Source organism: Pseudomonadota bacterium, from assembly GCA_013285465.1.
Lineage (GTDB): Bacteria > Pseudomonadota > Alphaproteobacteria > Micavibrionales > CSBR16-224 > CSBR16-224.
Genome location: CP053449.1, coordinates 2527198 through 2548683 on the forward strand (window position 1 = coordinate 2527198; position 21486 = coordinate 2548683).

Here is a 21486-nt window from a genome sequence, read left to right on the forward strand (position 1 = left end):
TTTTCACAAAAGAAAAACCGAAGAGTTAAAGTAACTTAAATGCCGAAACGGCGGTTATTGAAAGAAGAAGAGGGTTTGTCATCACCGCCATTGTCCTGTCCCTGACCGGGCAGGCTGTCATCTTCGATATGACGGGGGCGCGGACCGTGCGGTGTCGGCGGATGTGCGCCTTTCCAGTCTTCGTTCTTACGGGCGTTCTTGTCGAAATCACGCGCCAGTTTTTTTTTGTTATCAAATTGCGTCAGGAATGTATCGCATTTAGCGAGCCAGTCACTGCGGATATCATCCGTTTCCATCCAGATTTCGTGACGGGCATCGGGAAAGCTTACCTGTGTGCAGCGCGGCAGCATTTTTGCAGCGCGGTCCTGCGGCGGCACGTCAACGGTTTCGTCCTGTCCGGCACTGGCCAGCAGGATCGGCGTATCAATCGACCGCAGATAGGATTCGTCATTCACGATATCCATGGATTTAAAGGCTTCATGCACCCAGCGATAGGTCGGATCACCTGTCTGCAAATGCACATTGTTTTTCATGATATCCTGCCCCAGATTATGGCGCGTTTCATCATGGGTCAGCTTGTTATCGGCAAAAGCGGTTTCCTGCCAGTCTTTGCCGCCGGGAATATATTTCTCGCCCTTACCGCTGGAAACGGCATGTTTCGCCAAAGTGCGGGCAATATGTTTCGGAAGCGCGCCGGTTTTAATATCCAGCATTGGTGCCGTTAACATGGCGCCGTCAATCATTCCGGGATGTTCTTTTAGATAACGCAGGGACAGATGCGCCCCCATCGAATGCGCCGCCAAAAGCAGCGGCTTGTCCTTCACAGGTTTCACCACCTTACTGATGAAATGGTCAAGATCGCGCACCTGCGCGTCAAATCCTTCACTATGCGATTTTTGCGGATCATGCGGCAGATAATGGTCGGAACCACCCTGCCCGCGCCAATCCATCACATAAACGGAATAGCCGCGGTCGAGAAAATCCTGCACTGTTTCGTGGTATTTTTCCGCTGTTTCGCGAAAGCCCGGCAGAATGGCAACCGTGCCTTTGATATCTTTTTTATCTTTGGGAGAAACATGGCCATAGCGAACCGCCGCACCATCCTCATTTGTAAAGGTGCTCCATTGAAAACCATCCGGTTCTTTCCAACGCTGACTCAACGGCTTGTGTCTCCGTCTTTTCTGTATGACGAGATATAGTATCTCATAACGATTCCACCCTGCAAAGGACAAAAAGAATTTTTTGCCCGCTTTTTGTTTTCTTTGCCCAAAAAGCACAACTTATGAAAAACTATATTTCCGTAAGTTTGTAATATTGTTATTTTTTAGGGGAATTTTGTTTCGGGCGCACCTGTTTCACTGCGGGGGCGGCAGGGTTATTCGCCTTCTTATTATCATTTTCAGCCGCAGGTTTTCGTTGTTTTTCAATCCCTTCGATAAAAGAATCAATACGGGCAAACCACTGGTCACGAATCTTCTGCCTTTCGGTCCATAGCCCGTGATAACCGTCTTTGATCTCGATCAGCTCACCTTTCGGCAGCAAATCCGCGGCGCGACGGATGGCGTCATTATTGACCAGACGGTCTTTTTCGCAGATTGCCATCAGCACAGGCGTGTCGATGGATTTCAAAACCTTCTCGCTGCGCATCACATCGGCGCGGCGGGTCATATTGCGAATCCACAGAAAAGTCGGATCGCCGAGTTTCAATCCCGGATTTAAATCCGCAAAATACTGGTGCAGACGCATCCGCACCGGCTCATCGGTTTTTAAAACCTCGCGCTCCTTTTTAATGCGGCGCACGATATTTTTACGGGTCATCCGCTTATGTCCCAGCCCCAGTTTGCAGGCCGCTTCCATAAAGGCGCGCGACAAAAAGCCTTTAACCGGCGGCATTTTCACCGTATCGACAAAAGGCGTCGCCAGCATCGCCCCGTCAAAATCGCCGGGATGTTCGCGCAGATAATGCAACGCCATCTGCCCGCCCATGGAATGGCTGGCCAGAAAAACCGGCTTATCCTTTTCAGGTTTCACAATCTCGTGCAGAAATTGATGCAGATCGCGGATATTGTGATACGGTCCCTCAGGGCTCGGAATGCGCGGGTTCTCGTAATAACGCTCGGACCCGCCCTGCCCCTGCCAATCCATCATATGGACGGTAAAGCCGCGATCAATGAAATCCTGAATTGTTTCAAAATAGGTCTCGGTAAAATCGGCATAGCCTGTTGTCAGCACAACCGTACCGCGGCTTTTACCTTGCGGCTGCGCCGTGCCATAGCGGATCTGTTTTCCATCCTCATTGGTAAAAAATTTGGGAAAGTCGAAACCATCCGGCTTTAAAAAACGTTTCGGAAGAGTCATATGCGCTGTGCCGCCCGTCTCTTTAATATTTCAATAACGGCTTGCACCTTACCATTATTCAATGGTAAAAGCCATGCCTTGGCGGTACAAAATCCTGAAGGGACTGTTTCACAATGCAAAACTGGCAACAAATTTTTGAAAACTGGTGGCATGACAATGCCGCTGATGATGCCGCGCATGATCTCGGTCATTTCCGCCGCGTTTATAAAATCGCGCTACATATCGCCACACAGGAAAGTGAAAAAAGCGACCCGCTGGTGCTGCTGGCCGCCGCCTATTTCCATGATGTCGTCAACCCGCCGAAAAACAGCGATCTCCGCAGCAAAGCCTCCACACTCTCTGCTGAAAAAGCCGCTGAAATTCTGGCAGAGATGACTTTCCCGCAAGAGAAAATTCCGGATGTTCAGCACGCCATTGCCGCACATAGTTTTTCCGCCAATATTCCGGCGGAAACGATTGAGGCCAAAATCATTCAGGATGCCGACCGTATGGAATCGCTGGGGGCAATGGGCGTTGCCCGCACCATGTATGTGTCGGGCAGGCTGGGGCGCTCGCTATTTCATCCCGATGACCCGCTGGCGGAAAGCGCCCGCCCCCTTGATGACAAGGAATACGGGCTGGACCATTTCGCACTGAAACTGATGAAATTGCCCGCCATGATGCAAACGGAATCAGGCCGTAGACTCGCTACAGAACGCGCCGCTTATCTGGAAGATTTCCGCGCGCAACTCGCCAAAGAAATCAGCGCCGATTTTTAATCCGAAAGATTTGACATTTTCCGTAAAAAAGCGTATTGTCCGTAACCTTTTTTAAAGGGAAAGATACGGAATATAATTTCATGAATTTCAGAAGGGAATAAAACATGGCCAGAAGTAAGTTAGAAAAAGGCATTCTCGCCGGGCTTTTCGCCGCCACAATCGGCGTTGCCGGTGTGAACCTTGTCGGACTGGAAGACCAGGACGGCGCAAGAGCAGCGTTGCAAAATGACGGGCGTTTCACACAAATCGACGTCGGTGGCCGCGATTCTTTCAGCTGCGGCAAGGGTGATCTGTACCGCACGCATTTCACAGCTTTGAACCAGAATAATAAAAAGGTTGAAGGTACGGTCTGCGCCGGTATTTTCAAAGGCAGCACCATCCGTCTGGACTAATAGACAATATCAGACAAAATCAGGCCGAGATCAGCTGCGCCCATTCCTGTTCCGACAAGATGGTCACGCCCAGCTCCTCGGCCTTTTTGCGTTTTGATCCCGCATCCGCGCCGCAAATCACGTAATCGGTTTTTGCCGAAACGCTGCCCGCCACTTTTGCGCCGAGGCTTTCGGCCTTTGCCTTCGCCTCATTCCGCCCCATGGTTTCCAGCTTACCGGTAAAGACGACCGTCTTCCCCGCCACGGGGCTGGACATATCGGCATTGGAGACGTAATCCTGCACCGTCAATTCACTTTTCAAATCATCCAGAATGGCGCGCTGATGCGGGTCGGCAAAAAACGCCAAAATATCTTCCGCCACTGCCGCACCGATATCCTCGATATTCAGCAATGCGGCATAATCTTCCGACTCCCTGTCCTGCGCTTTTTCCATCGCTTCCATCCAGTTTTCCAGGCTGCAATAGGCAATCGCCAAGCGTTTCGCCGTCGCCTGTCCGACCTGCCGGATGCCCAGCGCATAGATAAAGCGGTCGAGGGAAATCACCCGTTTCTGTTCAATCGCCGCAAACAGATTTTTCACCGACAGCGCGCCCCAGCCGTCACGGTTTTCCAAATCCATCCCCTCACGCTGCGGCAGGCGGAAAATATCGGCTGGGGTTTTGATAAAACCTTCCTCCCAAAACTCCTGCACGATCTTTGCGCCCAGCCCGTCAATATCAAAAGCGGCTTTTGACACAAAATGTTTTAACCGCTCCACCGCCTGCGCAGGACAATAGAGCCCGCCCGTGCAACGCCGTGCTACTTCGCCCTCTTTCCGCACAGCCGGACTGCCGCATTCGGGACAGGTCGCGGGAAAGATAAATTCCTGCGCATCTTTTTTGCGTTTCGACAAATCAGCACGCACAATTTGCGGAATCACATCCCCTGCCCGCTGGATAATGACATGGTCACCGGCACGGACATCCTTGCGTTTGATTTCATCTTCATTATGCAGCGTCGCGCGGGAGACGATAACCCCGCCGACATTCACAGGCGTCAATTCCGCAACAGGCGTTAATGTTCCCGTCCGCCCGACCTGAATGCTGATTTTTTCCAGCACGGTTTCCGCCTGTTCGGCAGGAAATTTATGTGCGGTTGCCCAGCGCGGCGCACGGCTGACAAAACCCAGCCGCTCCTGCAAATCCAGACGGTTGACCTTATAAACAATACCGTCGATATCATAAGGCATCTCGCCGCGTTGGCTTTGCGTTTCCTCGTAATAGCGCAGAATATCCTCCAACCCGTCGCAAAGACGTGCATTCTCTGTCACAGGAAAGCCCCATGCCGCCAGTTTCTTTGCAATCCCTTCCTGCGTCTCGGCAATCGGCGCACTGCAATAGCCCAGCGCATAAGTAAAAATTTTCAGCGGACGTTTCGCCGTCACCTGTACATCCAGCTGCCGCAATGAGCCTGCCGCCGCATTGCGCGGATTGGCAAAAATTTTGCCGCTCTCCGCCGCCTGCGTTTCATTGAGTTTGAGAAAATCATCCTTGCGCATATAAATCTCGCCGCGGATTTCGATTTTTTGCGGTGCGTCTGCGGGCAGCGTCTGCGGAATATCCTTCAATGTTTTGACATTCGCGGTAATATCTTCGCCGGTTTCACCGTCACCGCGCGTTGCCGCCGTCACCAGTTTTCCGTCTTCATATAAAAGCGAACAGGATATGCCGTCAATTTTCGGTTCGGCAAAAACGGCAATCCGTTCCCCCTCGGGCAGGTTCAAAAAACGCCTGACCCGCGTCAGAAAATCCGTCACCTCTTCATCCGAAAACACATTAGAGAGTGACAACATCCCTGCAAGATGCTTCACCTTTGAAAAACCGCTTGCCTCGGGCAAGGCGCCGACCTTTTGCGTCGGGCTGTCTTCTTTGATCAGTTCGGGGAATTCCGCCTCCAGCATTTGCAATTCACGGAACAGCGCATCATAAGCCGCATCGGAAATCTCCGGCGCGTCTTTGCCGTGATAAAGAAGATTGTGTTTCTCGATTTCCGCAGACAGGGCAGAGATTTTTTCTGTGGCCTCTTCCGCCGTGATGTCACGGATTTTTTCGGGCATCATGCAGCAAGGCTCCCGATTAGTTTCGCGGCGGCGGCACGTGCCTCTTCGGTAATATCCTGCCCTGACAGCATCCGGGCGATTTCCTCGCGGCGCTGATCGGTGCCGTCCAGAATATTCACTTCCGTGACGGTTTTTTCATCCTGCGTTTTCGAGATTACCCAATGCGCATCCGCTTTGGCGGCGACCTGCGGGCTGTGCGTGACCACCAAGACCTGATGATGTTTACTGAGCCGTTTCAAATGCGCACCAACCGCATCCGCCACCGCACCGCCGATACCGCTGTCGATCTCGTCAAATATCAAACAGGGAATGCGGCTTTTGCCCGCCATCACAACTTTGAAAGCCAGCATCAGGCGTGACAGCTCCCCGCCCGAGGCAACCTTTTGCAAAGGTTCAGGCTGTTGCCCCGGATTGGTGGCGACAAGGAAGCGTACGCGATCCATACCCTCCATACCCCATTCCGCCGCATCTTCCAGCACGGCAATTTCGGCAACGAATTTCACTTTTTCCAATTTCAGCAAAGGCAGCTCTGCCAGTAATTCTTTTTCCAGCCGTGCTGCCGTTTCCTGCCGCGCTTCCGACAATTTTTTCGCTGCAGCGGCATAAATCTCCCGCGCCGCCTTTTCGTCTTTTTCCAGACGCGCCAGCGCCTCATCCTCATGCTCGATCAATTCCAGCTGTGCGGCAATCTCTTCCTGTTTTTGCGGCAACGCGCCGATTGCGCAGCCATGTTTACGGGCGCAATCGCGCAGTGCAAACAGCCGTTCTTCAATCATATCCAGTGACATCTCTTCATCATCAAAGCCGCTGCCCAGCGTTTCCAGCTGTCCCAGCGCCTCTGCGATTTCCGCCGCCGCACGTTCCAGCGCCCCCGCCGCATTGACAATCCCCTCATGGGAGACGTCACCGACACGGTCCAGCACGGTCTGCGCCCGCGCCACCAGATCTTCGGCGCCGTCTTCCTCCGCCAGAATCTGGCGGCATTGCGCAAAGGCTTCGCCCAGCTTTTCACGATTGGCCAGCAGGCTGCGCTTTTCCATCAAGCGGTCTTCTTCTTCCGCTTCGGGGGAAAGCTTTTCCAGCTCATCCAGCAGATGCTGCAAATAATCCTGTTCCTCTTTGCTTTTTTCCAGACCCGCGCGGGCATTTTTCAACTTTTCCGCCGCCGCCTGCCAGCCATCCCATGCCGCGGCTGTTTCCTGCAAAAGAATTTCATGGCCGCCAAAACGGTCCAGCACGCGGCGATGGGTTTTCACATGCAGCAATCCATGTGTTTCAAACTGTCCGTGAACTTCCACCAGACGCGCCCCCGCCTCTTTCAGCAGACCGATACTGACGGGACGATCATTGATAAAGGCCTTACTGCGCCCGTCGGCTGTCAGGCTGCGGCGCAGGATAATCTCCTCCCCCGGCTGCAAAGCGATATCCTGTTTTTCGAAAAAGCGAAAAATATGCGCATCCTTATCCGTCAACGCGAAAGAGGCTGCAACCTCTGCCTTCTCCTCCCCCGCACGGACAAGCCCTGTTTCCGCCCGCATACCCAGCGCCAGCCCCAGCGCATCCAGCAGGATGGATTTTCCCGCACCTGTTTCCCCGGTCAGGGCAATCAGCCCTGCGCCGCAATCAAGATCCAGCGCCTCGATTAAGACAATATTGCGAATGCTTAAATATGTCAGCATGGCTTTTCACCGGTTAGAATATTTTTTCATTAAAATATTTTTCCAAGCGTGCGGTCGTAAAAAGTCGGTTTCACTTCCAGCTCTTCACCGGGGATTTCACCTTTCAACAGCCGGTAACTATCGCGATACCAGATACTGTCGGGGAAGTTATGACCCAAAACCGCCGCTGACTTTCTGGCCTCGGACGGAATTCCCAGCGCAAGATAGGTTTCCACAAGACGGTGTAAAGCCTCCGGCACATGGGTCGTGGTCTGGAAATCGTCAACAACGCGCTGGAAACGTGCGACCGCCGCATGATATTGCTGCCCGCGCAGATAAAAACGTCCGATTTCCATTTCTTTTCCGGCAAGGTGGTCCAGCGTCAAATCCATTTTCAACTGCGCATCCCGCGCATAGATGCTGTCGGCATAACGGTCAACAACGCTTTGCAGATTTTCCAGCGCCAGCACGGTCATTTTCTGGTCACGGCGCACATCTGAAATCTGCTCATAGTAACACAGCGCCCGCAGATAATAGGCATAAGCGATATTCTTGTCACCGGGGTGAAGCTGGATAAAACGATCCAGCGCCAACACGGATTCATCATATTTCAAATCACGGTAATGCGCATAGGCCGCCATCAACTGCGCCCGCGTTGCCCATTGTGAATAAGGATATTGCCGCTCGACCTCGTCAAATTCCGCGGCAGCGGCCTGATAACTGCCTTTATCCAGCAGCGATGCCGCGCCGCGGTAAAGTTTTTCCACAGGCGTCGGCTGATCCGGCTTTGCCGCTTTCGGTGTTTCGGGCGCGGCAATACGTCCGTCAGGCGTGACTTTGACGGCCTCTACCTTGTTTTTACCCGTACAACCCGCCGGCAGCAACAGCGCAAAAGCCAGCGCAATGTAAAGACAGGTTAAAATTCCGCGCTTCATACCGCTCATCCCGTTATTGTCCCTGAAAGATTATTTGTCTTTTACCTTATAGCATGTTTTTCGCGGCGGAAACAAGAATCCCCCGCGGTTTTACAGGGGAGGATTTTCACGGGTTTTTCCCGAATTCTTATTGACGGCGGATAAAGTTGTCGCAATAATATTTTACAGGACACACAGGAAACGAAACATAGTTTTAACATATGCCGCGCAAGCGCAAGAACATATCTAAAAACACCCCTCTCAGCTTTGATTTTCACAAAGCTGCGGCGAAAGCGGTTGCAGATCATCCCGCTCTGGAAAAAGACACGATTTTCATCAATGCCAAAACCGGCAAGCAGCTTGCGCATCCCGATGTGCTGGAACAGCTATATGATGACGATGATGCGCTGGAAGATGTAAAAGACACGATGCGTGAGGCGAAAAAGGGCAAAACCTCTTTCTTTCAACCCATCGATACGGGAAGTAAAAAACTGCGTAGCATTGTCTTCCACAGCGACCGCCACCGTCTTTATGACCCGAAAGACCGCGATATTGATGATGCTGCAACTTTTGATCATGAAACGGGGCATGCGCTTGTGCCGACGGCACATGGCACATTGGGCGAGAACACCGCCGATGCCTATGCGCTGCTGAAACATTTGCAGCGCCGCAAAGGCGATGCGGGCGATATTGATTATTGCGGCTTCAAACGCGCAGCGATCGCCGTATTTAGCGGCACAAGCTCGCATGTCACAAGTTTCACCGTTGATAAAATCCTGATGGATAATGACAGCGGTGATTTCCTGTCGCTGTCGCCGAAAGAAACTGTCGCGCTGGCAAAAAAATACGCCAAAACCCATACCCGCAATGCCAGGGATTTGAAACGCCTGCGCGATGCCTTCAAACCGCTGAAAGGCAAAAAACCGACTGCCGCCAGTTTCCGCAAAATCGCCGCAATTACTTTAAAGGCGAAAACGGACAGCGATGTGTTTTATATCGGCGCGCGGGTTTTGATGACCCCGCTATCGCAAAGCAGCGTCATGCTGGATGGTGAGAAAATCACACTAAAAGGAAAAGAATGGGATAAAATCCGCAGCGCGCTGGAGGAAAAAATCAGTACCCTGCCGAAAAACCACCCCCTGCACAAAACCGCCGTACCGCGTAATAACAGGTCATTCCGGCTTTAACCTCAGACCATAGGTCTCAAGATAATGTCAGAAACTAAAGTAAATTTTTATCACACAATACATGTTAATGAAGAAAAAAGACTTTTAACGATCCATCGAGTATTTCACGATGGATCTCAGCAACTATTTACATCGGTTGAACTGCCAAGTAAGACCATCTCAGAAGATGAGAAAAGTTTTAGGAATTTTGCCCAAATGCTTGGTGAAAACCTACTTATGGATTCCCCAATAGTAAGAAAACTTTTAGGCTTATAGAATACGCCGTGGAGGCATAGAGTACTTCAAAAATCCGTCACCCTGAACTTGGTTCAGGGTCCACGTCTCCTATAGGCTCACACCGCGCAAGTTGAGGAGTGGATTCCAAAACGAGTTTGTAATGACGGTGGGGAGGGTTGCGGCAAAACGCCCTAAAAAAAGCTATAGGGATCAATATCCACCTTCAACCTGACGGCTGACGGAATTTTAACGCGGGACAGCCAGTCGGAAAGCAGCTTTTGCAGATTGGTATTGCGCGGTGCCTTGACCAGGAAACGGCGGCGGTGCTGGCCGCGGATCATTGCAATCGGTGCGGGCGCAGGGCCCAGCACGAACACATCTTCATAACGCGGCGCGGCACGCGCTAAGTCGCGGCAGAAACCATCCAGCGCCGCTTCGCTTTTTCCGGCAATCACCAGCCCCGCCAACCGTCCGAAGGGCGGCATTTTGCTGCGCTCCCGCATATCAATTTCCGCAGCAAAAAATGCGTCACGCGTTCCTTCCAGCAAGGCCGTCATCACCGGATTTTCAGGCTGATAGCTTTGCAGAAAAACATGACCCGGCTTTTCCGCCCGCCCCGCACGGCCTGCGACCTGATGCAGTAATTGATAAGTGCGCTCCGCCGCACGCAGATCACCGCCCTCCAGCCCCAGATCGGCATCAACAACGCCAACCAGCGTCAGCAACGGGAAATGGTGGCCTTTCGCGACGAGCTGTGTGCCGATGACGACATCCACCTCATGGGCATGAATTTTATCCAGCGCCGCTGATAATGCGGCCTCGGATGTCAGCACATCGCTTGATAGAACCAATGTCCGCGCCTCCGGCATCAAACGCCTGACTTCCTCCTCGATCCGCTCCACCCCCGGGCCGCAAAAGGCAAAGCTGTCTTCATCCTCACATTCAGGGCATTTCTTCGGCAACGGCGACTGATAACCGCAGTGATGACATTGCAGCCGGTCGAATTTACGGTGTTTCACCAGCCATGCCGTACAGGACGGGCATTCCAGACGATGTCCGCAAGTACGGCACAGGGTCAGCGGCGCATAGCCGCGGCGGTTCAGAAACAGCAGCGACTGTTCCGCCGCCGCAAAATTTTCCAGCAATGCCGTGCGCAGCGGTTGTGACAAAAAGCTCGCACGTTCCGGCGGCGGGTTTTCACGCATATCAATCATATGCACCTCCGGCAGGGCGGCCGCGCCGAAACGCCCTTGCAGCTCCACCACCGCATATTTTCCCTGCCGCACATTCACCATCGTTTCCAGCGACGGCGTTGCCGACACCAGCATCACGGGACAATCCTCAATCTTGCCACGCACCACCGCCATATCGCGGGCATGGTAAATCGGGCCGCCATCCTCCTGTTTGTAGGAGGCATCATGTTCCTCATCCAGCACAATCAGGCCAAGATTCTGAAACGGCAGAAACAGCGCGGAACGCGCACCGACAACCACGCGGGTTTTCCCCTCTGCCACACCGCGCCAGATTTTGCGGCGCTGCGCCTGCCCGACGGAGGAATGCCACAAGGCGGGTGCTTCCCCGAATCGGCTGTTAAAACGGTCGATAAACTGGTTGGATAAGGCAATCTCGGGCAGCAGCACCAACACCTGCGCCGCCGGATCATTTTCCAGCACTTGCGCCAGCGCCTCGAAATAGACTTCGGTTTTCCCCGCCCCCGTCACACCATCCAGCAAGGTCACGCTATGCGTTTCCGCCGCGCAGATTTCCTTCACCGCATCCGCCGCTTTTTGCTGTTCCGGCGATAAATCCACACCGCGATAAACAGGCGACATACAGGGAGCATCCGCCGCGCGTTCTACAATCTCCAGCATATTCTTATCCGCCATACCGCGAATAACCGCCGTGCCGCAGCCGGCTTTTTCCGCCAATTCTGCTGCAGCATAAACACCGCCCTGCTGCACAATTTCCAGCACCCTGCGCCGCGCCGCCGACAGCTTCCCCGCAGGGGCTTCGGCGCTTACTCTATAATATATTTCACTTTTTTCAGGTGACAGCGCATCAGGCACTGACAGCGCCATTTTCAAAACCAACCCGGCAGGGGACAGCGTATATTGCGCAACCCAATCCAGAAAGCGCATCATCCCGGGTGTCAAAACAGGGGCGTCTTTCAGTTTTTCCGTGACAGGTTTCAGCTTGTGAACGGGAATCTCTTCGCCTGATGTTTCACGCTTCCAGACCACGCCGCAGACTTTGCGCGGGCCGAAAGACACCCGTACAATCTCGCCCGCCGCCAGCGGCATATCGTCAGGAATAAGGTAATCATAGGTTTTCTCGACCGGCAGCGGCAATAAAACCGCAGCACGGCGCGCCGTTTCCGCGCCGGAGGAGGAGGAGGGAAAAAGATTTTCCGCTTGCGTTTTGGACGGTTGTTGCATAATTTCACAAATATATCACGAGCGTCATGCGAAACAAAACAGGAAGGGCTAATACTATGAAATTTTTTGTCGATACGGCGGATTTTGACGATATCAAGGAATTGCAGGAAACGGGGTTGATTGACGGAGTCACGACCAACCCGTCGCTGATCGCCAAAAGCGGCCGCGAATTCCTGCCGCTGATCAAGGAAATCTGCGAAATTGTTGACGGCCCGGTTTCTGCCGAAGTTGCCGCCACCGATTACGAAACCATGTTGAAAGAGGGCAGAAAACTCGCCGCCATCGCGCCGAATGTCGCCGTCAAAGTTCCGCTGACGCCCGACGGGCTGCGCGCCTGTAAGGCGCTGTCCGATGACGGCACCATGGTCAATGTCACTTTGTGCTTCTCGGCATCGCAAGCCATTCTTGCCGCGAAAGCCGGTGCAGCCTTTATCTCTCCCTTCGTCGGCCGCCTTGATGATCTGTCGCAGGACGGCTTGCAGCTGATCGAGGATATCGTCGAAATTTACGACAATTATCCGGCATTCACGACCGAAGTTCTGGTTGCCTCCATCCGTAACCCGAACCATATCGTTGAATCCGCCAAGATGGGCGCACATGTTGCCACCATCCCGCCGCAGGTTATCCGCCAGCTTTACAAACACCCGCTGACGGATAAAGGTCTGGCTGATTTCGTTGCCGACTGGCAGAAAACCGGACAATCAATTCTGGATGCGGCTTAAATAAAGCCGTAACCTGATAAAAAGCAAAGCGCCGGAAAATCTCCGGCGTTTTCTTTGCCTTGCCGATTGCCCCGCCGCGTGTTTTACGGCATACTGGAGGAAGCAAAATTCTTTGCCCTCTATTAATTCCGGATCAAAAAGCCGCCGCCATGACAGCCTCACCGACCGCCGCCCCGCGAGAAAAAAACATGAATGAAAAAGATGTGATCGCCTATTTAAAAACGCATCCGGAGTTTTTGCAAAAACATCCCGAGCTGCTGGATCATTTAAACCTTCCCGCCGCCGATCTGGGCAAAGGTGTTGCGGATTTCCAGAAATTTATGGTCGATAAGCTGAAGAAGGACCGCGATGAAGCCGTTGACGTGCAAAACCAGTTAATCAGCGTCACCCGCGCCAATCTTGACATTTACGACCGCGTGCAAGCCGCCGTTCTGGGCGCGCTGGAGGCACGCAGTTTTGAAGAATTCATCGAAATCGTCACCCATGATTTCGCCGTCATTATGGATGTTGATGTTGTCTCGCTGGTCATCGAAGCCAACGAGCCGGGCATCCATAATGTGCATTTGAAAGGCGTCCGCGTCGTGTCCCCCCGGCACAATCAAAAAATGGCTGCGTGACGGTGACGGGCTACTGCAGGGTCATATCCGCGGATCGGAGGAAATTTTCGGCCCCGCCGCAGGGCTTGTCCATTCGCAGGCACTTATTCAAATGCAGGTCGGCTCAAACACGCCGCTGGGCATTATCGCCTTCGGGTCGCGCAATCCCGATATGTTCCATCACGATCAGGCCATCGACCATGTCGGTTTTCTGGCCGAAGTCGTAGAAAGATGCATCCGGCTATGGCTTCAAATTCCGGTGTAACAATCCCCCCCGAAGGCTTTTACAAAGGCACGGCCAGCCTTGCCGCCGGTGATCTTGAAGATAAAATCCTGAAATGGCGGACATATCTGGCGATAGAAAAACGCATGTCACAGCATAGTTTGCGCGCCTATTTCAAGGATCTGCGCGATTTTCTGCTTTTTGTCACCGATCATCGCGGGCAGCCGCCGTCGCTGGATACATTCGGAGATTTGAAAATTACCGATTTCCGCTCATGGCTGGCGAAAAAAACAATGGCCGGCAACGCCGCCTCTTCCCGTGCAAGGGCGCTCGCCTCCATCCGCAGTTTTTTCCGCTGGCTGGATGTGCAGGGCTATCTGCATAACCCCGCCATCCAATATGTGCGCACCCCGAAACGCCCGCAAAAACTGGCAAAGGTGCTGACGCAAAATCAGGCCAAAACCGCGATGGACGGTGCGGATCAATTGATTAAACCCGAAGATGACTGGATCAAGGCACGGGATAAGGCGCTGCTGTTCCTTCTATACGGAACGGGCCTGCGTGTTGCCGAGGCCGCCGATGTAAATGCGGGAGATATCCCTCCCTTTGACCCGTCCAAAAAGGCTCTGCCGCTGCGCGTCACCGGTAAAGGCGGCAAACAGCGAGATGTCCCTGTTATTCCCGTGGTCTGGCAGGCTTTGGACTATTACCGTGACAGCTGTCCCTTTTTGCCTGCCGATAAGAATGAGCCTTTTTTCTACGGCACGCGCGGCGGGCGGCTGCATCCCGGCATCGTACGCCAGCGTATGAAACTGCTGCGCCGCCAGCTTGGCCTGCCCGAACATATGACCCCGCACAGCCTGCGCCACAGCTTTGCCACCCATCTTTTGGAAGAGGGCGCGAATTTGCGTATCATTCAGGAACTGCTCGGCCATGCCTCGCTGAAAACCACCCAGCGCTATACCGAACTCAGCGATGAAGCATTGCTGAAAGTCTATCAAAACTGCCACCCGCGCGCCCGCATCAAAGATGTCCCGGACTAGGGTCTCATTCTAAATAGAATCGTCATCATATCCCAGTTCAAGCGCTGCATTCAGATATTTAACAACACCGTAAAGCCAGACAGCAAAGCCAGCCCCGATTGTCATCAACCCTTCGGTGATAAACCGGATCGGCCCATCCTGCCCTTCACTCATAAAGACTGTTGTACAGTAAAGAACAATCCCTATCATAGCGATAATCGTTCCCCCACATATAATGGTCTTGCCCTGACGAAGTCTCGCAATGGCGGGAACCGGTTTTTTCTCCTGTCTCTCACGAACCATTTCGTAAGGTACAACAACATCTTTTTCTGTATTTTGTATATCAGTCATATTTTTTCTCTCCTTTTATTTTGGCCGGATTCTGTAATTTTACAGTCTGACCGGCATGATTTGATAAAAAGCAGTAAGGCATAGAGTGGACGTTTCAACATACTCATAAAAGTCAGTGACCACGCGGCAAGCCCTGCGGTCAGAAAAATTCGCGCAATCAGATATAACGGCGTCAGATCAAAAATTTTCCCCATTTTATAGGTACAGACCGCATACATACCGAGGGGGAAGACCAAACCCCAGTAAAGCGGGTCATAAGTAAAGGCAAATTTACGGATACCGTGACGCCAGATTCCCAAAATCAGCAACATCGGGATCCACCATGTCGCTGTTGCCCAGTAAAGCGCAGTAAAGCCTTTTATAAAAGGCAGCATATCCTGCATATGACCGGTCTCACCGACGGCAAAAATAAAATTTGCCCCTGCCAGAGTCGAAATCGCTACCGACCCCATATTAATCCAATATGGCGGTATCAGATCGGATGGAGCAAAACGAAAGAACATATAACGGTAAAAAATCAGCGAGATAATCCAGATATATAGCATCCCGCCAAATAGCCAGAAGGATAAAAGCATCATCATCATAAAGGCTTCTCCGCCGGGTATAGCAGGTAAAATCATCGCTCCAAGGACACAAACAGATTGCGTCGCAACAACTGCGACCAGCCAGCCGCCATTAATCCCTTCTTCTATCTGGGGTTTTTTCTCCTGCACGGCCAATAGCACGAAAAGACTATAGGTACACAGCACCCACAATCCGACTCCCAGCCACCAGAATAGTAATGCGGCCTCCCGGTCTCCGGCCAACAGCCAGAACTGTGATCCCAGAACATTGGTGGCAGCAACCATCGTAAAGAAGCCAAAACCGCGTTTATGAGACAACCAGTCCCCTAGAAACTGCTTTGGGAACATGACCAGCCGTGTCGTATAAAGTCCCCATAAAACAGCATAACTGATGATATTGATGACAAAAAGAATGCTCGCCAGTATATCCATACCAAAAAGATGACAGGCGATTGAAACAATTCCGGTCGCCATAACCATAGCAAAATAGGCGGGGTGCAGATTTTCAATCCGTTTGCGGAGGAAGCCTCTTGTTCTATCTTTTAATACATTCGTATCATCCATAACTTCTATTATAAGCTATAGATGGCATGATCCGTTATCGGCAGATCACGCTTTTTTCTGTCGGAAAAGGCGGAAATCCGCGTCAGAAAAGACTGACAAGACCCTGATAAAAATCTCAGGCCAGACCATTCTGTACGGCGTAGCGGATTAAATCGGCATTCGAATTCATATCCATTTTTTCAAGGATTCGCGTCCGGTAGGTACTAACAGTTTTGACGCTGATTGCCAATCTATCGGCAATTTCAGTCATAGCAACACCCGCGGCGATCATTAAAAATACTTCATGTTCACGAGCCGATAAACGCGCATGCGGTACTGTTTCACCCTCTTGCCCTGATGAGAGATAATCAGCCAGGCTTTCCGTCATCAGCGGCGTAATATATTTCTTCCCCGATAAAATCGTATGAACAGCCTTAATCAATTCTTCGGGAGCATGTTCTTTCGTTAAATAACCGTCAGCACCGCCACGCAATGCTTGCAAAACAAACTGCCGGTCATTATACATGCTGAGAATTAGAATCGGCGCTGCGGCTTTCTTTTCTTTAAGACGCGGCAGGATATTCAGGCTGTTTTTATCACCCATTGCCACATCCAGAATAATGATATTCCAGTCTTGCTTGCTGTTTTTTTTCAATACTTCCGCGCAGGACTCCGCCTCCTCGATAACAGCTTCCGGAAATTCCTCTTCCAGAATATGCCGCAAACCCGAGCGAAACATGGCATGATCATCCGCCAGAAGTATATCCATTTCTTTCTCCTTGTCCTAAAGCCTGTCTTCTGTATGCGATACAGCAACAGAAACAACCGTCCCGTTACCGGGGCTGCTTTCAATCGAAAATGTCCCGCCGACAAGATGCGCCCTTTCCTTCATACCGGCAATCCCTAATGCCTCCTGCCGGATTGCCGCCATATCAAAACCGCAACCGTCATCCCGTATCATCAAAAGCGTTTTTCCATCTGCCCGCGATATATCTATTGTTATGAGGCGCGCACCGGCATAGCGTACGGCATTGGTCAGCGCCTCTTGCGTAATCCTGTACAGCGCTGTCGCCGCAACCCAGTCAAGACCTTCTGCACAATTTTCATCCGTATTCACCTCAATGGCCGGACCATTATCTTTCTCAATTTCTGCGGCCAGAATTTTCACAGCTGCAGCAAATCCCACCTTATCCAGCACCGGAGGGCGCAAATCTGATGCAATACGGCGAATAAAATCGACAGAAGCGTCAATTTTTCCACATACTGACAGGATTGTTTGATCAAAAGATTTCTTTGACTGCTTTTCAAAAGAACAGGCTTGGCATATTTTCTTAAAACCGGTGATATCGATTTTCAGACTTGTCAGCACCTGACCGACTTCATCATGGAGGTCACGTGCAATTCTTTTCGCTTCTTCCTCGCGTGCGAAATGCAGGCGGCGCGTCAACAGATCAAGGCGATCATAAGCCAATTGCAGCTCCTTATGGCGCGCCGTCAGCGATTCTGCCATATGGTTAAAAGTACGCGCCATTTCCTGCAATTCCCCCTGCCCCATTGGAACAGGCGCCCGCGCCCCGGCTTTCCCCTTACCGAACTGGCGCATTGCTACAGATAGCCCCCGTAAATAGCGGATCAATGCAACTTCTTCAAAAAGCAGTACCAGAAAAACTGTAAAAACGGTAAAGAGTGACAACCAGCCGATCAGACGATAAAAAACCCGGTTGGCTTTTTGATATATCTGGCGGTAAGGAATACCGAAAGCGACCGACAGTCCCGGCAATCCTTCCATCTCCGCCAAAACAAGCGGCTGACTACTTTGACCGATCACAACCGGAATTGTGGTTTTATTCTTACGATTTTCTTCTGAAAGCGCGGGAATCAGCATTCCCGGCAAAACAGTTATGCGGTCAGGCTGCGCCGAACCGGCAAGAACGCGCCCCTCCCTATCCACAATAAAAAGCAGGTAATCCGTTTCAAATTCGATAATATTCGTCAAACGGTTAAACCACTGCAAATCAATCGCGACAAAAATAATTTTTTGCACCTCTTCCTCCGCATTGCGGACGGCATAGGCCAGATGCAGGATCGGTTTTTTTACAATCGGGCCGATCACATAAAGCCCCGTCTCGATCTCGCGGGACAGTAAAGCTCTTTGAATGGCGTCATAATTCCCCATATTCAAGGATTCCGGCAACGGATGCGCGCTATTCAGAACATTCCCTTCGGGCGACAGAACCGCAATATTGGCAAGCTGCGGGTATCCTGCCAGCAATGCGGCAAGAAATGCGGAATCTTCGGCACCTTCTCCCAGATTTAGGCGGTCAACCAGCCATAGTAACAACGTCTTCGCGCCGGAAATCTGATAAAAATGTTCGCGTGAGACTAGCTTGACCATATGGCGCGCATCTTCTTCCATCCGTTGCAGAGCGGCGTTCCGTTCATTATTGGCGATGTAGAGTGTAAATAAAATTGCAGGCAATGTTGCCAGAAAAACCAACATTACAAGACGGCCGCGCAAAGACAATGCAATCGAAAGAACTCTTCCCATTTAAGAGGAATAACATACAACAAGACAACGCAGATTGATTTGGATCAATCAGCACGCCCATAACACACTTGACAGAATCCGCGAATCGGACTTACACTGAAAACATGACAAATGCGAGACAATCATTCCGCGCCATGATGCGCATGATGACCCCCGGCAGGGCTTAACCCTCTGCCGGCAAAGCGGATGTCGCGCTTTTTTTCACCCAGCACATTCCAAAAATCAAAAAATTTAAACCGTTGAAACAGGGCTTTTGACAGCTTTTGCGATGTTTCGATTTTTATTTGGGATGTGAAAAAATGTCACGACAAGACAATACAAAAACAATCACGATTATCGGCGGCGGGCTTTCCGGCCTGACCGTTTTTTATGAACAGGTGAAAGCCTATCAATCCGCGCCGCAGGATGCGCCGGATTTGCACATCAACTGGATTGAAAAATCCGGAAATTTCGGCGCAGGTATTGCCTATAATGCCGATGATGATGTCTTTCTTTTGAACCAGCCCGCCAAGCTGATGTCGCCTTTTGCGGATGACCCGCAGCATTTCACGCGCTGGCTGGAGAAGAACGATCCCGGCAGTGACGAGGACAGTTTCGTGCCGCGCCGCCTGTATCGCCGCTATCTGGATGAGTTATTGAATGACGCGCTGGAAACAGCGAAACAAAGCGGCGGCAAGCTGAAAACAAGCTTGATCTCCGCCGCCGCCGATGACCTCACCCCGCAACAAAACGGCAGCTACCGCATCACGCTCAAAAGCGGGCTAACGCTTGGCAGTGACGCCGTCATTCTGGCCACAGGTCATTTGCTAAACCGTGACTGGCAGCATTTGCGAGGGGCACCGCATTATCAGCAATCCCCTTTTCACAAGGCCGATATCGCGCGCGAAGTTAACACCGCCACAGGCAATATCGGCATTATCGGCACGGGGCAAAGCATGATGGATTGTCTCGCCGCGCTGGAGGCAATCGGCACAAAGGAGAAAATCTATCTATTCTCCCGCGATAATATTCTTCCCTGGGAATTTGATCCGAAAAAATTCGGCGATGATACACCGCGTTATGAACTGCAATATCTGACACCGGAAAATATCAGCGCGGACAGCGATTTTAATGTCTTAAAAAACAACTTTGCCAAGGAAATCAAAAATGCCGCAGCAGGCGGTTTCACCCTCGGCCATGTGCTGACGGGGTTTGATAAACAGGGGTTTTTAAAAGCCGCCGCGCATCACCCCAAAGGCGGGGACATCCGCAAATTCACCGGATTGATTGATAAATATTACGCCAATCCGACCACGCCGGAACGCTTCCGCCTGTTCCAAAAATTACAGAAGAACGGACAGGTCGAAATCATCCGGCAGGAGATCAATGCCGACAGTTTGCGGCAGGATGCGGATGGCGGTTTTACTATCGGCGGCAAGGTGAAAATCGCGCATCTGTTCAATTCCGCCGCGCTGGGGCGCAGCGCCTTTGATAAAAACGGGTTGCCTGTCGATAAACTCGCCCGCGCCGCCGACAGCGCGGGGGCATTGGCGCGGCACCCGAAAGACAAGGCCTCGATCCGCCCCGGTCTGCAAAACCGCGCCGGATTATACGTCACCGGCCCACAAACCAACGCCACAAGATGGGGCGTTGAAACCTTCCGCGAACACAGCCGCGATGCGGCGCGGGAGGCGCTCTCTTACGTCTTAACTTTACCCGCAACAACAAATAACCAAAGCAATAACCAAGAAAACAGAAAGGAAAACAACCATGTCAAAGATCGAAAAATTTCAGCAGGAACGCACGGAATATAACGAAATTCTGGCGAAATACGCCAATTCCAGCCAGAAGCGTTTTTACGGGCTGGATGCCAAAACCTATGAGCAAGGCGCTCTGGATAAAAAAACCAAAGAACTGCTGGGCTTCACCGCCTCGCTGGTTTTGCGCTGTGATGACTGCATTCTTTACCATTTGATCGAATGCCACAAGGCAGGCGTGACATCTGAGGAACTCGCCGATGCCGTCTCGATCGGGCTGCTGGTCGGCGGCTCCATCACCATCCCGCATGTCCGCCGCGCCATGGCGGTCTGGGATAAAGAACTGGCACTGGTGGAAAACAGCGCGGCGGCATAAAACCCGCCCACTTCCTCCCCCACGGAAAAGCGGCAGATTCATTTTGACAATATCGCCTGTTGCGGTATATGTTACGCAATCTGTCTTGAATTTTAAAACAGACAGTCTTTTTATACGGCAAGGCGCAAGGAGTGCCGTGTACAAATCGTACACAAACGACGCAGCAACGATGTCCGTATGAAAAGAATGCTTTGTTTTGGCGCGGTGGCAGAGTGGTCATGCAGAGGACTGCAAATCCTCGTACGCCGGTTCGATTCCGGCCCGTGCCTCCAACAAACAAAACACCTCTTAAATGTTTGGTACTTTTCCTAAATGGCTACAGATAAACAGAAACTCGGACAATTTGGAGAAAAACGTGTTGTCAGTAAATGTTTCTGCCCGAAGTGTAAAAACGCATCTACCTTAAAGCTACTACCAACCAATTTTAAATGTGCTGATATAATTTGTGATTTTTGTGGATACTTGGCACAAGTTAAAACCAGCCAAGTTAATGATGTTTCTATACTACCTAAAAAGATTTTAGGAGCAGCGTGGAAACCCCAAAAAGAACGCATGACGGCAGGAATATATTTCCCCCTTTTTCTTGTGCTGGTAAATAAAACCAACCATAAAGACGCCGCGATTTACTACTTGTCCGCAGACTTACAAAGCCCAGAAATTTTTGTTCCTAGAAAAAAACTCAGTGAACAGGCAAAAAGAGCCGGCTGGCAAGGCTTTTTATATGATACTGAAACCGTATCCGAAAGCTTCGTTCGATTATTTTGACACCTAATATACTTTCTGTTTTTTC

At 51.5% G+C, this 21486-nt stretch carries 20 protein-coding genes and 1 tRNA gene; 11 read left to right on the top strand and 10 right to left on the bottom strand.

Annotated elements, in window-relative coordinates; all coding sequences use genetic code 11:
• Nucleotides 1-35: 35 nt before the first annotated feature.
• A complete protein-coding gene (locus HND56_12130; protein ID QKK06387.1) occupies nt 36-1160 on the bottom strand; it encodes an alpha/beta hydrolase in 1125 nt (374 codons plus the stop codon).
• A gap of 157 nt (nt 1161-1317) precedes the next feature.
• Nucleotides 1318-2358, bottom strand: coding sequence for an alpha/beta hydrolase (locus tag HND56_12135; protein QKK06388.1), 1041 nt, complete (start codon nt 2356-2358; stop codon nt 1318-1320).
• Between the two features lie 113 nt (nt 2359-2471).
• On the opposite strand from HND56_12135, the gene HND56_12140 reads away from it, so the two are divergent.
• A complete protein-coding gene (locus HND56_12140; GenBank protein ID QKK06389.1) occupies nt 2472-3116 on the top strand; it encodes an HD domain-containing protein in 645 nt (214 codons plus the stop codon).
• A 104-nt stretch (nt 3117-3220) separates the two neighbouring features.
• Nucleotides 3221-3508 (top strand): hypothetical protein, encoded by a 288-nt coding sequence (locus tag HND56_12145; GenBank protein QKK06390.1) that lies wholly within the window; start codon nt 3221-3223, stop codon nt 3506-3508.
• 19 nt (nt 3509-3527) lie between these two features.
• Here HND56_12145 and ligA read toward each other — a convergent pair whose 3' ends face one another.
• From ligA to HND56_12160, 3 genes are read right to left on the bottom strand one after another with little or no spacing between them, the layout of a single operon-like run.
• Entirely contained in the window at nt 3528-5606 is a 2079-nt protein-coding gene (gene ligA / locus HND56_12150; protein QKK06391.1) for an NAD-dependent DNA ligase LigA, read from the bottom strand.
• Nucleotides 5603-7285, bottom strand: coding sequence for a DNA repair protein RecN (recN, locus tag HND56_12155; protein QKK06392.1), 1683 nt, complete (start codon nt 7283-7285; stop codon nt 5603-5605). The genes ligA and recN overlap by 4 nt, the downstream gene beginning before the upstream one ends.
• 29 nt (nt 7286-7314) lie before the next feature.
• Nucleotides 7315-8199: an outer membrane protein assembly factor BamD gene (locus HND56_12160; GenBank protein ID QKK06650.1), complete on the bottom strand. Its 885-nt coding sequence runs from the start codon at nt 8197-8199 to the stop codon at nt 7315-7317.
• A 200-nt stretch (nt 8200-8399) separates the two neighbouring features.
• On the opposite strand from HND56_12160, the gene HND56_12165 reads away from it, so the two are divergent.
• Entirely contained in the window at nt 8400-9365 is a 966-nt protein-coding gene (locus HND56_12165; GenBank protein QKK06393.1) for a hypothetical protein, read from the top strand.
• Between the two features lie 407 nt (nt 9366-9772).
• On the opposite strand, the gene HND56_12170 is transcribed toward HND56_12165, so the two are convergent.
• Nucleotides 9773-12016 carry a primosomal protein N' gene (locus HND56_12170; protein ID QKK06394.1) on the bottom strand — a complete coding sequence of 748 codons (2244 nt, stop codon included), beginning with the start codon at nt 12014-12016 and terminating at the stop codon, nt 9773-9775.
• Between the two features lie 56 nt (nt 12017-12072).
• Between HND56_12170 and fsa the strand changes: the two genes are divergently transcribed.
• The 4 genes from fsa to HND56_12190 all read left to right on the top strand — a co-directional run bounded on the left by fsa (nt 12073) and on the right by HND56_12190 (nt 14600).
• On the top strand, nt 12073-12738 hold the full coding sequence (fsa, locus tag HND56_12175; GenBank protein QKK06395.1) for a fructose-6-phosphate aldolase: 666 nt from the start codon (nt 12073-12075) through the stop codon (nt 12736-12738).
• Nucleotides 12739-12887: 149 nt separating this feature from the next.
• Complete coding sequence (locus tag HND56_12180) at nt 12888-13355, top strand: DUF484 family protein (GenBank protein QKK06396.1); 468 nt, start codon at nt 12888-12890, stop codon at nt 13353-13355.
• A complete protein-coding gene (locus HND56_12185; GenBank protein QKK06651.1) occupies nt 13336-13599 on the top strand; it encodes a DUF484 family protein in 264 nt (87 codons plus the stop codon). The genes HND56_12180 and HND56_12185 overlap by 20 nt, the downstream gene beginning before the upstream one ends.
• Nucleotides 13578-14600 carry a tyrosine recombinase XerC gene (locus HND56_12190; GenBank protein QKK06397.1) on the top strand — a complete coding sequence of 341 codons (1023 nt, stop codon included), beginning with the start codon at nt 13578-13580 and terminating at the stop codon, nt 14598-14600. Before HND56_12185 ends, HND56_12190 begins: the two co-directional genes overlap by 22 nt.
• A 9-nt stretch (nt 14601-14609) precedes the next feature.
• Here the strand turns inward: HND56_12190 and HND56_12195 are convergent, their stop codons facing one another.
• The 4 genes from HND56_12195 to HND56_12210 form a co-directional block, all read right to left on the bottom strand.
• Entirely contained in the window at nt 14610-14930 is a 321-nt protein-coding gene (locus HND56_12195; GenBank protein ID QKK06398.1) for a hypothetical protein, read from the bottom strand.
• A complete protein-coding gene (locus HND56_12200; GenBank protein QKK06399.1) occupies nt 14927-16057 on the bottom strand; it encodes a C4-dicarboxylate ABC transporter in 1131 nt (376 codons plus the stop codon). The genes HND56_12195 and HND56_12200 overlap by 4 nt, the downstream gene beginning before the upstream one ends.
• A gap of 115 nt (nt 16058-16172) precedes the next feature.
• Nucleotides 16173-16805 carry a response regulator transcription factor gene (locus HND56_12205; GenBank protein ID QKK06400.1) on the bottom strand — a complete coding sequence of 211 codons (633 nt, stop codon included), beginning with the start codon at nt 16803-16805 and terminating at the stop codon, nt 16173-16175.
• 15 nt (nt 16806-16820) lie between these two features.
• A complete protein-coding gene (locus HND56_12210; protein QKK06401.1) occupies nt 16821-18536 on the bottom strand; it encodes a HAMP domain-containing protein in 1716 nt (571 codons plus the stop codon).
• A 347-nt stretch (nt 18537-18883) separates the two neighbouring features.
• Between HND56_12210 and HND56_12215 the strand changes: the two genes are divergently transcribed.
• The 4 genes from HND56_12215 (at nt 18884) to HND56_12230 (ending at nt 21461) form a co-directional block, all read left to right on the top strand.
• A complete protein-coding gene (locus HND56_12215) occupies nt 18884-20377 on the top strand; it encodes an FAD/NAD(P)-binding protein (protein QKK06402.1) in 1494 nt (497 codons plus the stop codon).
• The gene (locus tag HND56_12220; GenBank protein ID QKK06403.1) at nt 20334-20696 is read left to right on the top strand and encodes a carboxymuconolactone decarboxylase family protein; all 363 of its coding nucleotides are present in this window, start codon (nt 20334-20336) and stop codon (nt 20694-20696) included. Before HND56_12215 ends, HND56_12220 begins: the two co-directional genes overlap by 44 nt.
• Nucleotides 20697-20894: 198 nt before the next feature.
• Nucleotides 20895-20968, top strand: a tRNA-Cys gene (locus HND56_12225).
• 40 nt (nt 20969-21008) lie between these two features.
• The gene (locus tag HND56_12230; protein ID QKK06404.1) at nt 21009-21461 is read left to right on the top strand and encodes a hypothetical protein; all 453 of its coding nucleotides are present in this window, start codon (nt 21009-21011) and stop codon (nt 21459-21461) included.
• The last annotated feature ends 25 nt before the right edge of the window (nt 21462-21486 follow it).

What these genes read in the sequence shown, in the direction of transcription:
- HND56_12135 (QKK06388.1), bottom strand. Translation starts at nt 2,358, where the DNA reads ATGACTCTTCCGAAACGTTTTTTAAAGCCGGATGGTTTCGACTTTCCC.
- HND56_12140 (QKK06389.1), top strand. Translation starts at nt 2,472, where the DNA reads ATGCAAAACTGGCAACAAATTTTTGAAAACTGGTGGCATGACAATGCC.
- HND56_12145 (QKK06390.1), top strand. Translation starts at nt 3,221, where the DNA reads ATGGCCAGAAGTAAGTTAGAAAAAGGCATTCTCGCCGGGCTTTTCGCC.
- ligA (QKK06391.1), bottom strand. Translation starts at nt 5,606, where the DNA reads ATGATGCCCGAAAAAATCCGTGACATCACGGCGGAAGAGGCCACAGAA.
- recN (QKK06392.1), bottom strand. Translation starts at nt 7,285, where the DNA reads ATGCTGACATATTTAAGCATTCGCAATATTGTCTTAATCGAGGCGCTG.
- HND56_12160 (QKK06650.1), bottom strand. Translation starts at nt 8,199, where the DNA reads ATGAAGCGCGGAATTTTAACCTGTCTTTACATTGCGCTGGCTTTTGCG.
- HND56_12165 (QKK06393.1), top strand. Translation starts at nt 8,400, where the DNA reads ATGCCGCGCAAGCGCAAGAACATATCTAAAAACACCCCTCTCAGCTTT.
- HND56_12170 (QKK06394.1), bottom strand. Translation starts at nt 12,016, where the DNA reads ATGCAACAACCGTCCAAAACGCAAGCGGAAAATCTTTTTCCCTCCTCC.
- fsa (QKK06395.1), top strand. Translation starts at nt 12,073, where the DNA reads ATGAAATTTTTTGTCGATACGGCGGATTTTGACGATATCAAGGAATTG.
- HND56_12180 (QKK06396.1), top strand. Translation starts at nt 12,888, where the DNA reads ATGACAGCCTCACCGACCGCCGCCCCGCGAGAAAAAAACATGAATGAA.
- HND56_12190 (QKK06397.1), top strand. Translation starts at nt 13,578, where the DNA reads ATGGCTTCAAATTCCGGTGTAACAATCCCCCCCGAAGGCTTTTACAAA.
- HND56_12195 (QKK06398.1), bottom strand. Translation starts at nt 14,930, where the DNA reads ATGACTGATATACAAAATACAGAAAAAGATGTTGTTGTACCTTACGAA.
- HND56_12200 (QKK06399.1), bottom strand. Translation starts at nt 16,057, where the DNA reads ATGGATGATACGAATGTATTAAAAGATAGAACAAGAGGCTTCCTCCGC.
- HND56_12205 (QKK06400.1), bottom strand. Translation starts at nt 16,805, where the DNA reads ATGGATATACTTCTGGCGGATGATCATGCCATGTTTCGCTCGGGTTTG.
- HND56_12210 (QKK06401.1), bottom strand. Translation starts at nt 18,536, where the DNA reads ATGTTGGTTTTTCTGGCAACATTGCCTGCAATTTTATTTACACTCTAC.
- HND56_12215 (QKK06402.1), top strand. Translation starts at nt 18,884, where the DNA reads ATGTCACGACAAGACAATACAAAAACAATCACGATTATCGGCGGCGGG.
- HND56_12220 (QKK06403.1), top strand. Translation starts at nt 20,334, where the DNA reads ATGTCAAAGATCGAAAAATTTCAGCAGGAACGCACGGAATATAACGAA.
- HND56_12230 (QKK06404.1), top strand. Translation starts at nt 21,009, where the DNA reads ATGGCTACAGATAAACAGAAACTCGGACAATTTGGAGAAAAACGTGTT.